The organism is Stenotrophomonas sp. S41 (genome assembly GCF_016624625.1).
Lineage (GTDB): Bacteria > Pseudomonadota > Gammaproteobacteria > Xanthomonadales > Xanthomonadaceae > Stenotrophomonas.
This window is the reverse complement of the sequence record NZ_JACVTV010000116.1, coordinates 1-13,645: the sequence shown is the minus strand read 5'-3', so window position 1 is coordinate 13,645 and position 13,645 is coordinate 1. Positions and strand designations below refer to the sequence as shown.

Annotated in this window: 12 protein-coding genes and 1 tRNA gene; 9 read left to right on the top strand and 4 right to left on the bottom strand. The window is 68.2% G+C overall.

Translation table 11 applies throughout. The features are described from left to right. Nucleotides 1-327: 327 nt before the first annotated feature. From IAE56_RS18145 to IAE56_RS18125, 5 genes are all read left to right on the top strand, one after another. A complete protein-coding gene (locus IAE56_RS18145) occupies nucleotides 328-3,546 on the top strand; it encodes an efflux RND transporter permease subunit (protein WP_200753488.1) in 3,219 nt (1,072 codons plus the stop codon). Further along, nucleotides 3,539-4,702, top strand: coding sequence for an efflux RND transporter periplasmic adaptor subunit (locus tag IAE56_RS18140; RefSeq protein ID WP_200753487.1), 1,164 nt, complete (start codon nucleotides 3,539-3,541; stop codon nucleotides 4,700-4,702). The genes IAE56_RS18145 and IAE56_RS18140 overlap by 8 nt, the downstream gene beginning before the upstream one ends. Next, on the top strand, nucleotides 4,689-6,083 hold the full coding sequence (locus tag IAE56_RS18135; protein ID WP_200753486.1) for an efflux transporter outer membrane subunit: 1,395 nt from the start codon (nucleotides 4,689-4,691) through the stop codon (nucleotides 6,081-6,083). The genes IAE56_RS18140 and IAE56_RS18135 overlap by 14 nt, the downstream gene beginning before the upstream one ends. Nucleotides 6,084-6,158: 75 nt before the next feature. Beyond that, nucleotides 6,159-6,380, top strand: a complete 222-nt coding sequence (locus IAE56_RS18130) for a hypothetical protein (RefSeq protein WP_108769164.1) — start codon at nucleotides 6,159-6,161, stop codon at nucleotides 6,378-6,380. A 90-nt stretch (nucleotides 6,381-6,470) separates the two neighbouring features. Then, complete coding sequence (locus IAE56_RS18125; protein WP_200753485.1) at nucleotides 6,471-6,842, top strand: hypothetical protein; 372 nt, start codon at nucleotides 6,471-6,473, stop codon at nucleotides 6,840-6,842. Between the two features lie 2 nt (nucleotides 6,843-6,844). Here the strand turns inward: IAE56_RS18125 and IAE56_RS18120 are convergent, their stop codons facing one another. Then, on the bottom strand, nucleotides 6,845-7,933 hold the full coding sequence (locus IAE56_RS18120; protein ID WP_200753484.1) for a DUF5694 domain-containing protein: 1,089 nt from the start codon (nucleotides 7,931-7,933) through the stop codon (nucleotides 6,845-6,847). Between the two features lie 322 nt (nucleotides 7,934-8,255). Here IAE56_RS18120 and IAE56_RS18115 point away from each other — a divergent pair, with 322 nt between their 5' ends. Both IAE56_RS18115 and IAE56_RS18110 read left to right on the top strand, forming a co-directional pair. Then, complete coding sequence (locus IAE56_RS18115; protein ID WP_200753483.1) at nucleotides 8,256-8,666, top strand: GNAT family N-acetyltransferase; 411 nt, start codon at nucleotides 8,256-8,258, stop codon at nucleotides 8,664-8,666. Nucleotides 8,667-8,938: 272 nt separating this feature from the next. Beyond that, on the top strand, nucleotides 8,939-10,762 hold the full coding sequence (locus IAE56_RS18110) for a methyl-accepting chemotaxis protein (RefSeq protein ID WP_200753482.1): 1,824 nt from the start codon (nucleotides 8,939-8,941) through the stop codon (nucleotides 10,760-10,762). A gap of 57 nt (nucleotides 10,763-10,819) precedes the next feature. Here IAE56_RS18110 and IAE56_RS18105 read toward each other — a convergent pair whose 3' ends face one another. Together IAE56_RS18105 and IAE56_RS18100 are read right to left on the bottom strand one after the other, a co-directional pair. Continuing rightward, nucleotides 10,820-11,311: a GNAT family protein gene (locus IAE56_RS18105; protein ID WP_234456187.1), complete on the bottom strand. Its 492-nt coding sequence runs from the start codon at nucleotides 11,309-11,311 to the stop codon at nucleotides 10,820-10,822. 119 nt (nucleotides 11,312-11,430) lie between these two features. Further along, nucleotides 11,431-11,516: transfer RNA gene (locus IAE56_RS18100), tRNA-Leu, on the bottom strand. 139 nt (nucleotides 11,517-11,655) lie between these two features. Between IAE56_RS18100 and IAE56_RS18095 the strand changes: the two genes are divergently transcribed. Beyond that, the gene (locus tag IAE56_RS18095; RefSeq protein ID WP_200753480.1) at nucleotides 11,656-12,036 is read left to right on the top strand and encodes a response regulator; all 381 of its coding nucleotides are present in this window, start codon (nucleotides 11,656-11,658) and stop codon (nucleotides 12,034-12,036) included. Between the two features lie 15 nt (nucleotides 12,037-12,051). Here the strand turns inward: IAE56_RS18095 and IAE56_RS18090 are convergent, their stop codons facing one another. Further along, on the bottom strand, nucleotides 12,052-13,008 hold the full coding sequence (locus IAE56_RS18090) for an SOS response-associated peptidase family protein (RefSeq protein ID WP_200753479.1): 957 nt from the start codon (nucleotides 13,006-13,008) through the stop codon (nucleotides 12,052-12,054). Between the two features lie 76 nt (nucleotides 13,009-13,084). Here IAE56_RS18090 and IAE56_RS18085 point away from each other — a divergent pair, with 76 nt between their 5' ends. Then, nucleotides 13,085-13,501: a GNAT family N-acetyltransferase gene (locus IAE56_RS18085; protein ID WP_200753478.1), complete on the top strand. Its 417-nt coding sequence runs from the start codon at nucleotides 13,085-13,087 to the stop codon at nucleotides 13,499-13,501. Nucleotides 13,502-13,645 lie beyond the last annotated feature (144 nt).

Sequence of the window (13,645 nt, the reverse complement as noted above, 5' to 3'; positions counted from 1 at the left end):
TTGGGCAGGACGCCCAACCCCGGTCTTGCCGTGTGCGCAGGACAGCGCACATGAGCAAGCGGCGACCAAGCCCCCATGTATGGGTTCACGGCGTCCCCGAGAACCCACAGTGCCCCGCCATCCCACGGAATGCCGCTCTTGCTTTTGACTCTAATGCTGCCGGCCAGCGGCCGGCACTACCGGCAGGTGCAGGGCTGCAAGCCCTGCCGAACCCACCCCTTTCATGAAATATGTTTCATCCGCGGCACAGCTTTGTTTTAACTGCCAGCGCCGATACTTTCCGGCCTGCGCTGCCCGTGGTGGGCACTCGCACTGCTGGAGAGCTGCATGCTCGGCTTGGTCAGGACCGCGCTCAACAAGCCTTACACCTTCGTGGTGATGGCCATTTTCATCTGCATCGTCGGTCCGCTCAGCGCACTGCGTACCCCCACCGATGTGTTCCCCGATATCGGCATCCCGGTCATCGCCGTGGTCTGGCAGTACACCGGCCTCTCCCCCGATGCCATGTCAGGCCGCGTGATCTCGCCGTACGAGCGCGCGCTCAGTACCACCGTCAACGACATCGAACACATCGAATCGCAGTCGCTGGCCGGCATGGGCGTGGTCAAGGTGTTCTTCCAGCCCGGCGTGGACATCCGTACCGCCAACGCGCAGATCACCGCGATCTCGCAGACCATCGTCAAGCAGATGCCAGCCGGCATGACCCCGCCGCTGATCCTCAACTACAGCGCCTCCACCGTGCCGGTGCTGCAGATGGCGTTCTCCAGTCCGACCCTGGGTGAATCGCAGATCCGCGACCTGGCGCAGAACACCGTGCGCCCGCCGCTCACCTCCATTCCCGGCCTGGCCATCCCCGCGCCCTACGGAGGCAAGCAGCGGCAGATCACCCTCGACCTCGATCCGCAGGCGCTGGCCGCCAAGGGCCTGTCCGCGCAGGATGTGGGCAACGCGCTGGCCGCGCAGAACCAGATCACCCCGGTGGGTACCGCCAAGCTGGGCAGCAACGAATTCACCGTACTGCTCAACAACAGCCCCAGCGACATCGAGGCGCTCAACGACCTGCCGATCCGCACCGTCAACGGTGCGATCGTCACCATCGGCCAGGTCGCCCACGTGCGCGATGGCTCGCCGCCGCAGACCAACATCGTGCGCGTCAACGGCGGCCATTCGGTGCTGATGGCCGCGCTGAAGAACGGCGACGCTTCCACGCTGACCCTGGTCAGCCGCATCCGCGCCATGCTGCCGCAGATCGGCGAAACCCTGCCGCCGTCGCTGAAGATCTCGCTGCTCGGCGATGCCTCCACCTTCGTGCGTGAGTCGATCAGCAGCGTCGCCCGCGAAGGCATCATCGCCGCGCTGCTGACCAGCGTGATGATCCTGGTGTTCCTCGGCAGCTGGCGTTCGACGGTGATCATCGCCGCATCGATCCCGCTGGCGGTGCTGTCGGCCATCGCGCTGCTGTCGGCGGCGGGGCAGACGCTCAACGTGATGACCCTGGGCGGCCTGGCGCTGGCGGTGGGCATCCTGGTCGACGATGCGACGGTGACCATCGAGAACGTCAACTGGTACCTGGAACAGGGCAAGGGCGTGCGCGAGGCCATTCTCGATGGCGCCGCGCAGATCGTCGGTCCTGCGTTCGTGTCGCTGCTGTGCATCTGCATCGTGTTCGTGCCGATGTTCCTGCTTGATGGCATCGCCGGCTACCTGTTCCGGCCGATGGCACTGGCGGTGATTTTCGCCATGGGCAGTTCGTTCGTGCTGTCGCGCACCCTGGTGCCGACCATGGCGCTGTACCTGCTGCGCCCGCACCGCGTCGAACATGGCGTGGGCCACCACCCGGAAGATGCCTTCCTCAACCATCACGAGGGTGACCACCCGCAGCACCGCCGCGCGCGCCTGGCCGCCGCCCTGGTGCGCTGGCAGCAGCGGTTCGAAGCCGGTTTCTCGTCCGTGCGTGACCGCTACCACGCGCTGCTCGGGCTGGCCCTGGGCAACCGCAGGCCGTTCCTGATCGGTTTCATGGCCTGCGTGCTGGTCTCGTTCGCGCTGCTGCCGACCCTGGGCCAGGACTTCTTCCCGGCCACCGAGGCCAGCGCGCTGTCGCTGCACGTGCGCCTGCCGTTGGGCACCCGCATCGAGGAAACCGCAGCAGCCTTCGACCGCATCGAAGCACGCATCCGCCAGGTGGTACCGCCGGCCGAGATCGACGCCATCGTCGACAACCTGGGCCTGCCGATGACCGGCATCAACATGGCCTACAGTGCCAGCGGCACCATCGGCCCGCAGGATGGCGACATCCAGGTCTCGCTGAAGCCCGAACACGGTGATGCGGCCGAGTACGAGCGGCGCCTGCGCGAAGTGCTGCCTGCGGCCTTCCCGGGTGCGACATTCGCCTTCCTGCCGGCCGATACCAGCAGTCAGATCCTCAACTTCGGCTCGCCGGCACCGATGGATGTGCGCATCGCCGGGCCGAACGCCGCCGGCAACCGCGACTACGCGCGGGAACTGATCCGCCGCCTGCGCCATGTGCCGGGCCTGGTCGACCTGCGCCTGCAGCAGCCCGATGGCTACCCGACGTTGAAGGTGGACGTGGACCGCCTGCGCGCCAACGGCCTGGGCATCACCGAGCGCGACGTCACCAACAGCATGGTGGCCTCGCTGGCGGGCAGCGGCCAGGTTGCGCCGACCTTCTGGCTGAGCCCGAAGAACGGCATCTCCTACGGCGTGGTGGCCGCTACCCCGCAGTACCGCATGGACAGCCTGGCCGCGCTGAGTGCATTGCCGGTGACCGGCAGCAGTGGCGTGCCGCAGGTGCTGGGCGGCCTGGCCGACATCCAGCGCGGTTCCAGCTCAGCGGTGGTGACCCACTACAACGTGCAGCCCACCCTGGATGTGTACGCCAGCGTGCAGGGCCGTGACCTGGGTGCGGTGGCTGCCGATGTGCAGAAGGTCATCGACGGCATGGCCAGCCAGCGCCCGCGCGGCACCGAGGTCGGCCTGCACGGCCAGATCGATGCGCTGCATGTGGCCTTCACCGGCCTGGGCTACGGCCTGCTGGCCGCCATCGTGCTGATCTACCTGCTGATCGTCATCAACTTCCAGTCGTGGACCGATCCTTTCGTCATCATCACCGCGCTGCCGGCCGGCCTGGCGGGTGTGGTGTGGATGCTGTTCCTCACCCACACCTCGTTGTCGGTGCCTGCATTGACCGGCGCCATCCTGTGCATGGGCGTGGCCACGGCCAACTCCATCCTGGTGGTCAGCTTCTGCCGTGAGCGCCTGGCCGAGCACGGCGATGCGGCCAAGGCCGCGCTGGAAGCCGGCTTCACCCGTTTCCGCCCGGTCTGCATGACCGCGCTGGCGATGATCCTGGGCATGCTGCCGACCGCACTGTCCACCGAACAGAACGCGCCGCTGGGTCGCGCGGTCATCGGTGGCCTGCTGCTGGCGACGTGCGCCACCCTGTTGTTCGTGCCGGTGGTGTTCGCCCTGGCCCACTCGCGTAAGCCCCGCACCGCCCCTGCCGGAGAGCCCCTGCATGTCTGATGCTTCGCAGCCGCAGCGTTCGCTGCGTCGCCCCCTCATCCTGGGTGCCGCCATCGTGGTGGTCGTGGTTGCCGCCGGCCTTGGCCTGCGCGCGCAGCAGGCACATGCCGTGGTCGAATGGACCGAGCGCCAGGCGGTGCCGGCCGTGCAGGTGGTCACCGCCGGTGCACAGGGCGAGGCAGGCACGATGACCCTGCCGGCACACCTGACCGCCTGGACCGAGGCGCCCATCCATGCGCGCGTCGGCGGCTACCTGAAATCGTGGAGCGCCGACATCGGCCAACCGGTCAAGGCCGGCCAGGTGCTGGCGGTGATCGACAGCCCGGAACTGGACCAGCAGATCGCCCAGGCCCACGCCCACCTGCTGCAGGCGCAGGCCGACGCGGCGCTGGCCAAGGTCAGTGCCGAACGCTGGCAAGGCATGCTCGGCAGCCATTCTGTATCGCGCCAGGAAGCCGACGAGAAGCAGGCCAATGCAGTCGCCGCACAGGCCAGCGTGGAAGCGGCGCAGGCCGACTACGCACGCCTGCAGGAGCTGGGCCGCTACCGCACGCTGCGTGCGCCGTTCGATGGCACCGTGACCTCGCGGCAGACCGACGTCGGCCAGCTGATCCGCGCCGATGACAGCGGCCGCGAACTGTTCAACATCGCCGATACCCGCCGCCTGCGCCTGATGGTGCCGGTGCCGCAGAACAGCGCGGGCAGCATCCAGCCCGGTCTGCAGGCCAGCCTGCAGGTGCCGGGCCAGTCCGGCCGCCACTTCACCGCCACGCTGCAGGGCGATTCAAGTGCGATCGACCGCAGTTCGGGCACGCTGCTCGCACAGTTCGTGGTCGACAACGCCGACGGTGCGCTGCTGCCCGGCAGCTACGCCGAAGTGACCCTGCCGCAGCAGGGCGGCGGCGACGGCGTCAGCGTGCCGGCCGAGGTGCTGATCTTCCGCGCCAAGGGCACCCAGGTGGCGGTGGTCGATGGCAAGGACATCGTCCACCTGCGCGACATCCACATTGCCAGCGACCTGGGCAGCACGCTGCGCGTGGACCGCGGCCTGAAGGCCGGCGACCGGGTCATTCCCAATCCGCCGGACGCGCTGCGCGAAGGCGACCACGTGCGTGTGGTGGCCGGTGAGCAGGAGCCTGCACATGCGCGCGGTTGAGCACCGCCTGGCACTGGCGCTGGGCGCGCTGCTGCTGGGTGGGTGTTCGCTGGCGCCGACCTACCAGGTGCCCACCGTGGCGATGCCGGCCGGCTATGAAGGCAGTGCCGCGCCCGCCGCTGCCACGCCGATGCCGACCGCCTGGTGGCAGGCCTTCCAGGACCCGCAGCTGGACCGCCTGCAGCAGCAGCTGGCCGAGGCCAGCCCGACCTTGGCGCTGGCCGTGGCCCATTACGATGCGGCGCGTGCCGCGGCCGGCGAAGTGGCCTCCGCGCGTGCACCGCAGGTCGGCTTCAGTGCCGGGCCGATGCGCCAGCGCCAGTCCGACGACAAGCCGCTGCGCAGCGCGACCCAGCCTGCGATCTATGACAGCAACAGCGCGGCCTTCTCGCTGTCGTTCGACCTGGACCTGTGGGGCCGGCTGCGCAATGCCGCAGCTGCCGCCGGTGCACGCGCCGATGCCAGTGGTGACGATCTGGCGGCCGCGCGCCTGAGCCTGTCGCAGCAGCTGGCCGGGCTGTACCTGCAGCTGCGTGGTGCCGAGGCCCAGCAGGTGATCCTGCGCGACAGCATCGACGACTACCGGCAGGCGCTGGCGCTGACCGAAGACCGCTTCCGTGGTGAGATCGCCTCGGAACTGGACGTCGCCCGCGCCCGCCACCAGCTGGCCAGTGCGCAGGCCGACCTGGATGCGCTGGACGCACGCCATGCGCTGCTGCGCCATGCCATCGCCGAACTGGTGGGCGCACCGGCCAGCGGTTTCGTGCTGGCCGACGGCCACCTGCCGGCGCTGCCGCAGGTGCCGGCGGACCTGCCCAGCAACCTGTTGCAGCAACGCCCGGATATCGCCGCGGCCGAGCGACGGGTGTTCGCCGCCAACGCCGGCATCGGCGTGGCGCGTGCCGCCTGGTTCCCGCAGCTCAGCCTGACCGGGCTGCTGGGCGGGCAGACTTCGGGCAGCTTGTCGGTGCTGGACGTGGGCAACCGTTACTGGGCGCTGGGCCCGCTGGCGGCGCTGCCGGTGTTCGATGGCGGCCGGCGCAAGGCGGCCAAGGCGCAGGCGTATGCCGAGTTCGATGCGGCGTCGGCGCAGTACCGCGCCACCGTGCTGGCCGCGATCCGCCAGGTCGAGGACCAGCTGACCCTGCTGCGCCAGCTCGACGCGCAGCGTGGCCATGAAGACGACGCGGTGCAGGCGGCGCGGCGTGCCGAACAGATCGCGCGCGACCGCTATGCCGGTGGCGCGGTGAGCTACCTGGACGTGGTGAGCGCGCAGACCGATGCGCGGCAGGCGCAGCTGGGCCTGCAGGACATCCAGAGCCGGCAGCTGCAGGCCAGCGCGGCACTGATGGCGGCCCTCGGCGGCGGCTGGGCGAAGTAACGCCGGATACGGTCTCAACCTGTGAGAGGGCGGGGCGGAACAATCGCCCCATCGCCACCTCGACAGGGAGTTGCCATGAGCCGTTGGAACACACAGATCGTCGGCGCCTACGCGCCCGCCTGCATTGGCTGGCTGCTGGCGCTGGCCGGTGGCCTGCGCCTGGAGCAGCTTCGCCTCGATCCCTTGGCGCAGTCGTTGGTGCCGGTCCTGCAGTGGGGCGTGGCCAGCGCGCTGCTGGCCACCCTGGGCTGCATCATCGGCGCCAGCGCGGTGCTGTGGCGCAATGGGCGGCGCTGACCACGCCAGGCTTGGTAGAGTCGAGCTTGCTCGACTGCCGTTGGCACACGCAGTCGAGCAAGCTCGACTCTACCAATGGCGAGGGTGTTGATGTTTGCGTGGGACGAAACCGCGTTTCTTGAAGTGTTCGGCGTCGCACCGCGGGTGGACACGTCCGAGGGTATCGACGTGCAGCTCGCCCATGCACAGGGCAGCGTGAAGCTGCAGCTTGGCTTCAATGCGCTCACCGGCGATGTACGCGTGCAGGTGTTCGCAGCGGGGCAGGGCGAACCGGTGTTCGACGGTCGTCTGGCATCCAGTCCCGGCGCCCGCGTCGTCCGCAACGCGGGGGCCGAGTTCGTGGAGATCGGTGGTGCCGGCAGCTGGCCGCATGCGCGCGGCTATGACATGCAGCAGCCCTTGGAGCATGGGCTGCGCGTGTTCGTCTCGCCCGCGGTGATGGTCAGGACGTTCGGCCCGTAGCGTCAGCGCAGTACCGGCTCCACATCCAGCAGCCGCACGTCATGCATCTGGTCGAGGTAGGCCTCGTAGTACCACTTGTGTGACGCACCGACGATGGCCAGCATGCGTGTGCCCGGGTACCGGCCCAGCACGTCGCGGATGTTGGCGACCATGCGCAGGTTACGGGTTTCCCAGTAGCCCACGTAGTTGCGGCCAAAGCCCTCCGGTGACGGCTCGACCAGCGCGGCGCCGAAATCGCTGTCGTAGACGTTCTGTGCGGTCTGCGGGGAGTTCTCGTGGCGATAGAGGGCCAGCAGCCCGCCCGGCTGGGTCACCTTGTCCTCGAAGGGGGCGGAGGCGGCGCTGCGCGCTTTGCCGGCGGGGTTGTCCCAGGCGCCGCGGATGGCCTTGGCGAACGCTTTCTGCTGTTCCTTGGGCGTATCCGTATCGGCAGTCTGGTCATCCACCGACCACAGCCGCTCCAGTCCCAGCCGTGCGGCCAGTTGGGCGGCGACCAGGTTCACCTCGTCCTTGCGCAGCACGCGTGCGTCAAGGAAGGCGACCAGTTCCGGGGTCAGGCTGTCGGCCGCGCGGCGTTCGCTGCTGGGCAGGCGCAGCCACTGCACGATGGCCGAACCGCGTTCGCCGGCGGCCAGGGCGACCGCGGCCAGCCGGCGCCGCTGTGCCGGTGTGGCGTCCTTCGGCCATGTGGCCAGCAGACGGTCCATTTCGGCGTTGGCGCCGGGAACATCCAGTCCGGTCGCTGCCTCGGCCGGTGCGGTGTCGACGCAGTAGGTGCTCACGCTGTCGGCATAGCGGGCCGGGCTGCGGCGCATGAAGTCGCACTGCAGGCCGGAGACGTTTTCCACTGCGATGGCCGTGGGCTGCCACGCCTGCAGGCGCTCCAGCAGCGGTTCCAGCATCGTCGGCTGGAACGCGTCGGGCAGGGTGGACAGATGCGAGCTGCCCAGAACCAGAACGTCATTCAAGCGGCCGGCAGGCGGTCCCTTGTGCTCGCCAGGATGGAAGGCGGGGCGGTAGGGCGCATCGGCGGCGCCGGCGGCGGCACTGCACAGGCTCAACAACAGAACACAGGCACGACGTTTGAACATGGGCTTCTCCCTGCAATGGATGCATCCGTGATGACGATGATCCTGCACGCAGCGCCGCGCAAAGTAATCCCCCGTTGGTCATTGCAACCTTCCGGCCGCCGCCTGCATCGCAGCCAGGCGTGGCATGGGCCACAATGAACGTTGCAACCTGGAACGAACGACGACATGGACGCTGCACTCCCCATCGTGACGTTCGCCGGACTGCCTGGTGCGATCATCGGCGCTGGTCTGGGGATGCAGTCTCGGTTATCTGCCGGCGGTGCTGGCCATCGCCGTGCTGCGCTGGATGATGTGGCGGCAACGCTGACCATGGAGGAACACGATGCTGGTAAGGGTAGGCTCTCTGGACGAAGCCCTGCAGGTGCTGCAGGGCGTGGGTGAGCTGGGCCAGGGGCGTACGCACGCCACCTACATGCAACGCCTGGCCGGCCGTCGCCACCTGGTGCTGGTGGCCGAGCAGGGCGGTGAACTGGTCGGCTTCAAGGTGGGCTACGCGCTGGACCGCCGGCGCTTCTACAGCTGGGTCGATGGCATCCATCCGGCACATCGCCGCCAGGGCATCGCCCAGGCCCTGCTGGAAACCCAGGAGCGCTGGGCCGCCGCGCAGGGCTATGACAGCATCGAGGTGAAGACCTCGCAGGCCTTCCCGCAGATGGTGGCCCTGCTGGAGCGCAACGGCTACCAGCCCGAGGGCGAGGCCGAGGGCAAGCTGCTGTATCGCCGGGTGCTGTGAAGACGCGGGGGCTAAAAATGGCCCTAAAGGCCGCGTCCCGCCGGCCGATAACCTGACTGGATCCCGCTCCTGTCCCTCGCTGCTGGACTCCATGCTGCCCCCGACGGGCGGTCCGTGCTGTGTGTACCGCCTTCCGCAGTCCGCAGTCCAGAGCTCTACGCGCACAACGAACAAGGACGCTTCCCCCGCGCGTCTGCAAGTCCAGGCAATTGATGGCCCCGCCGGGCATCCGCCCGCCGGATTGCACTTTATTGGACTCCGAGGAACCCACGATGCTGATGCCAGGCTTCACGGCGGGTGAGCAGACACCGGCCGACCCGCACTCCCGTTTTTCGCCCTGGCGCGTGCTGCTGGGCGCGCTGGGCGGTCACCGCACCACCACCGAGCTGTCCGCGCAGGACCGCCGCCAGGATGAGCTGGCCGCGCAGGTGGCCGCGCTGCATCGCGTGCAGGCGGTCATCGAGTTCGCCCTGGATGGCACCATCCTGCAGGCCAACGACAACTTCCTGCAGGCGGTGGGCTACCGCCTGGACGAGATCCAGGGCCAGCATCATTCCCTGTTCGTCGATCCCGAACATGCCCGCAGCGCCGAGTACCGCGAGTTCTGGGCGCGGCTGGCGCGCGGCGAGTTCGACGCCGGCCAGTACCGGCGCTTCGGCAAGGGTGGGCGCGAGATCTGGATCCAGGCCTCGTACAACCCGGTGCTGGATCGCCAGGGGCGGCCGTACAAGGTGGTGAAGTTCGCCACCGACATCACCGCGCAGAAGCTGCAGGCCGCCGATTCGGCGGGCCAGCTGGCGGCGATCGACAAGTCGCAGGCGGTCATCGAATTCAGCCTGGACGGACGCATCCTGTCGGCCAACGCCAACTTCCTGGCCGCCACCGGCTACACGCTGGACGAGGTCCGTGGCCAGCACCATTCCCTGTTCGTCGAACCCGACCACCGCGGGAGTGCCGAATACCGGCAGTTCTGGGAAAAGCTGGGCCGTGGCGAGTACGACGCCGGCCAGTACCGGCGGCTGGGCAAGGGCGGGCGCGAGGTGTGGATCCAGGCGTCGTACAACCCGATCCTCGACATGAACGGTCGCCCGTTCAAGGTGGTGAAGTACGCGACCGACATCACTGCCCAGGTGCACGAGAACCAGGCCACCCAGCGCGCCGTCGCGCAGACCCGCGAAGTGGTGGCGGCGGCAAAGCAGGGCGACCTGACCCACCATGTGGACATGACCGACAAGCGCGGCCCGATTGCCGAACTGTGCGAGGGCGTCAACGCGCTGGTGGAGGCAATGGCCGGCATTCTTGGCCAGATCAAGTTCGCCGCCGACACCATTGCGGTGGGTGCGAGCGAGATCGCGCAGGGCAACAGCGATCTGTCCCAGCGCACCGAGCAGCAGGCGGCCTCGCTGGAGGAAACGGCGGTGTCGATGAAGGGCCTGGCCGACACCGTGCAGCGCACCGCCACCAACGCACGCCAGGCCAGCGAACTGGCCGGCGGCGCGGCGGACGTGGCCGCGCGCGGTGGCACCGTGGTGCATGAAGTGGTCTCGACCATGGCGGTGATCAACGCCTCGTCGCGCCGCATCGTCGACATCATCGGGGTGATCGACGGCATTGCGTTCCAGACCAACATCCTCGCGTTGAACGCGGCGGTGGAAGCGGCGCGCGCGGGCCAGCATGGTCGCGGTTTCGCGGTGGTGGCCACCGAGATCCGCGAGCTGTCGCAGCGTTCGGCCAGCGCGGCCAAGGAGATCAAGCACCTCATCGACGCATCGGTGGCCAATGTCGGTGCCGGCACCGCGCAGGTGGAAAGTGCCGGGCGCACCATGGATGAGATCGTGCGCGACGTACGCCGGGTCAGCGACCTGATGACCCAGATCAGCACGGCGGCCCAGCAGCAGAGCGATGACATCCAGCAGATGAACCAGGCCGTGGACCTGATCGACCAGGGCACGCAGCAGAACGCGGCACTGGTGGAAGAGGCATCGGCGGCGGCACGCAGCATGGAGGAACAGTCCGCGCAGCTGCTGCAGACGGTGGCCGGGTTCCGGGTTGATGCGGAGCAGGGCAGGCACGCACCGATGCTGCGGGTGGTCTGACCCGACGGGGTGGCGCCGCACCGCGGGTGGGGCGTCACCTTCAGCTGCGACCCGGCATCAGCGTTCGATCAGGCTGGCATACATCCAGAAATCCCGCGGCACGTTGCGCACGTAGCGATAGCCGCGCAGCTTCCCTTCCAGCTGCATGTCGAGCTTCTGCAGTACGGCCATGGACGGGTGGTTGCTGTCGAGTACGGTTGCCTGCACGCGTGTGCAGGCAAGGGTGGTGTGCGCCCAGGCCAGGACTGCACGGGCCGCTGCGCTGGCCAGGCCACGGCCTTGGTGGGCGGGCGCGATGTCGTAGGCCAGTTCGGCCCGGCGGTGGGCGGGGTCGATGCCATTGAGCCCGACCGTGCCAAGCAGGCCGCCGCGCGCGTTGACGATCGCCCAGCGCAGTTCGCCCTGGTCGTTGCCGTAGCGGGAAATCTGCCGTCTCAAGCCGTCGGCCGACACGTCGGACCAGCTCGTGTGCTCGATGAAACCAGGGGATGACAGGTAAGCCGACCACGCCTCGGCGTCTTCCGCGACCAGTGGACGCAGATGCGCCATCAAAGCGGTGGGCAGAGTGGGTACGGACGGTGTCATGCGGCCAGTGTCAGCTGGCAATGACAGGCACTTCAAGGCCGGAAACGCAAAAGGCCCGGTCGATGACCTGGCCTTTTGTTCGATGGTGCCGGTGAAAGGACTCGAACCTTCATGGGGTCACCCCCGGCTGATTTTGAGTCAGCTGCGTATACCATTCCGCCACACCGGCAGCAGCGGGCTAGTGTAACCGAGCCCGGCGGACCTTCATAGAGGCCTCTTCGGAGGGGGGGGGCGGAAGCCCGCCGTCCTGTCGGCAATGGCCGGGTGATGGCTATACTGGATCGGCTTGACAGGTGGGGGGAGGCCCCATGGCAGCGTTGCAGGATCTGCGCGTGTTGGTGGTCGAAAACGACGAAATGAGCGCGGCCCTGCTGCAGATGCAGCTGGTGCAGGCCGGCGCCGTGGTCGTCGGCCTGGCGGCGACGGTCGCTGAATCGCTGCGCCTGCTGCAGGAAACCTCGCCGGACGTGGCGCTGCTGGATTACCGGCTGGCCCGCAACGAAACCAGTGAGCCGGTCGCCGCTGCGCTCGCCGCAGCGGGCGTGCCCTTCGTGCTGGCCACCGGCATGACCGCCGATCAGCTGCCCGCATCGATGCCTGGCGGTGTGCTGCTGGTGAAACCCTATCTGTCGGTGGATCTGTCGCAGGCCTTGCTGCGCGCCGTCGGTCGTACCAGCGCGCAGGCCTGAGCCCGGTCTTCCGGTTCAGGCCGCTTCTTCGTAGACGTAACGCAGATCCTCGCGGTCATCGAGGATGGCGTACTGCGTGGCCAGCTGGTCCGGATCGGGATTGAGCCAGGCGTCCAGGTGTTCGCGACGGATCGGTACCACGCCGCGGTCATGGCCGGCGGCCGCCACGTCGGCCGGTGGTGCGTCGGTGATCGCGGCGAAGGACAGCAGGCGCCCCTCCGGACCTTCCCATTCGGCCCACAGGCAGGCCAGCAGCAGGTCGCGCGGTGGGTCGGGGCGGAATTCCAGGACCACGTCCTGTTCCTTTTCATCGGCACCCAGGCTGCGACCGGCGATGGCGTGGCGCGGCACATGCTCGTAGAACGCGCTGACCACCACCACGCCGTGGCGCAGGCCGAAGGCGCCGCGCCAGTAACCTTCCAGGCTGTCGCGGCGTGCGTTGTAGGTGCCCGGGTAGAGCACGTCGTTGCGTGCGGGCTTGTCAGGCAGGCGGCACTGGTAGCGCATCGGCTTGATCACCCGCTGCCCGTTCTCGCTGACCATCACAGGTGCGTAGGTGCCGGGAAAGATGCGGTTGTCGCGCGGCAGCAGCTGCACCCGATGCAGATCATCCAGGCGGGCCTGTGCACGCTCGATGCGGTTGTTGGCCACGCGCAGGTCATTGCGTGCCTTCTGCGTGGGCCGCGTGGCCAGGGTGGCGTTGGCGATGTCGCGCCGTTCGCCCTGCTTCACCAGTTCGGCCTGCAGCGTCTGCTGCTCCTCGGCATGCCATTGCTGGATCTTCGCCACGATGTCGCGGCCCTGTTCGGTGCGCGCGCCGGCAAAACCATCGTCCATGGCCTTGGGCGTCTTCGGCCGCTTCTTGCCGGGATCGTGTGCGTAGAGCTCGGCGAATTCTTCCAGCGACAGCACGGCGCCGTACTCACGGACGAGCTTGGCGTAGTCGGCGCGGATCAGGGCGGAATAGCACATGGGCGTTCTGTGGGCGAAGGTCGCAGCGGCTGCGACGTGACTGCGGCAGGATAGCCTGACCACTTGGAGATGACGCATGAACGATCCAACCACCTGCCAGTTCCGCGATGGCGTGCCGACCGTTGAGGATTACTGCCAGCTGCGTCTGCTGGCTGGGCTCAGTGCCAAGACGCACGAGGCCGCCAGCCGCGCGCTGCCCAATACCCTGTTCGGGGTCTGTGCGTACCAGGGCAGCGAACTGGTGGCGATGGGGCGGATCGTCGGCGATGGTGGCTGCCACCTGCAGGTGTGCGATATCGCCGTCGTGCCCCGGTTGCAGGGGCAGGGTCTGGGCAAGGAGGTGATGCGGCGGCTGGACGCTTGGATGCAGGCAACGCTGCCGCCGTCGGCCTATGTGAGCCTGCTGGCCGATGGTGAGGCACACCGCCTGTACGCGAAGTTCGGGTTTGCACCGACGGCGCCGGCCTCGATCGGGATGTATCGGCGGTTCTGAGTCTGTGGCATCAGGCATTCATCCACGCATGGCGTGGATCTACTGAAATGACAGGCAAAGAAAAACCCCGGCCGAGGCCGGGGTCTTCAAGAATTGGCGTCCCCACGGGGATTCGAACCCCGGTCGCCACCGTGAAAGGGTGAT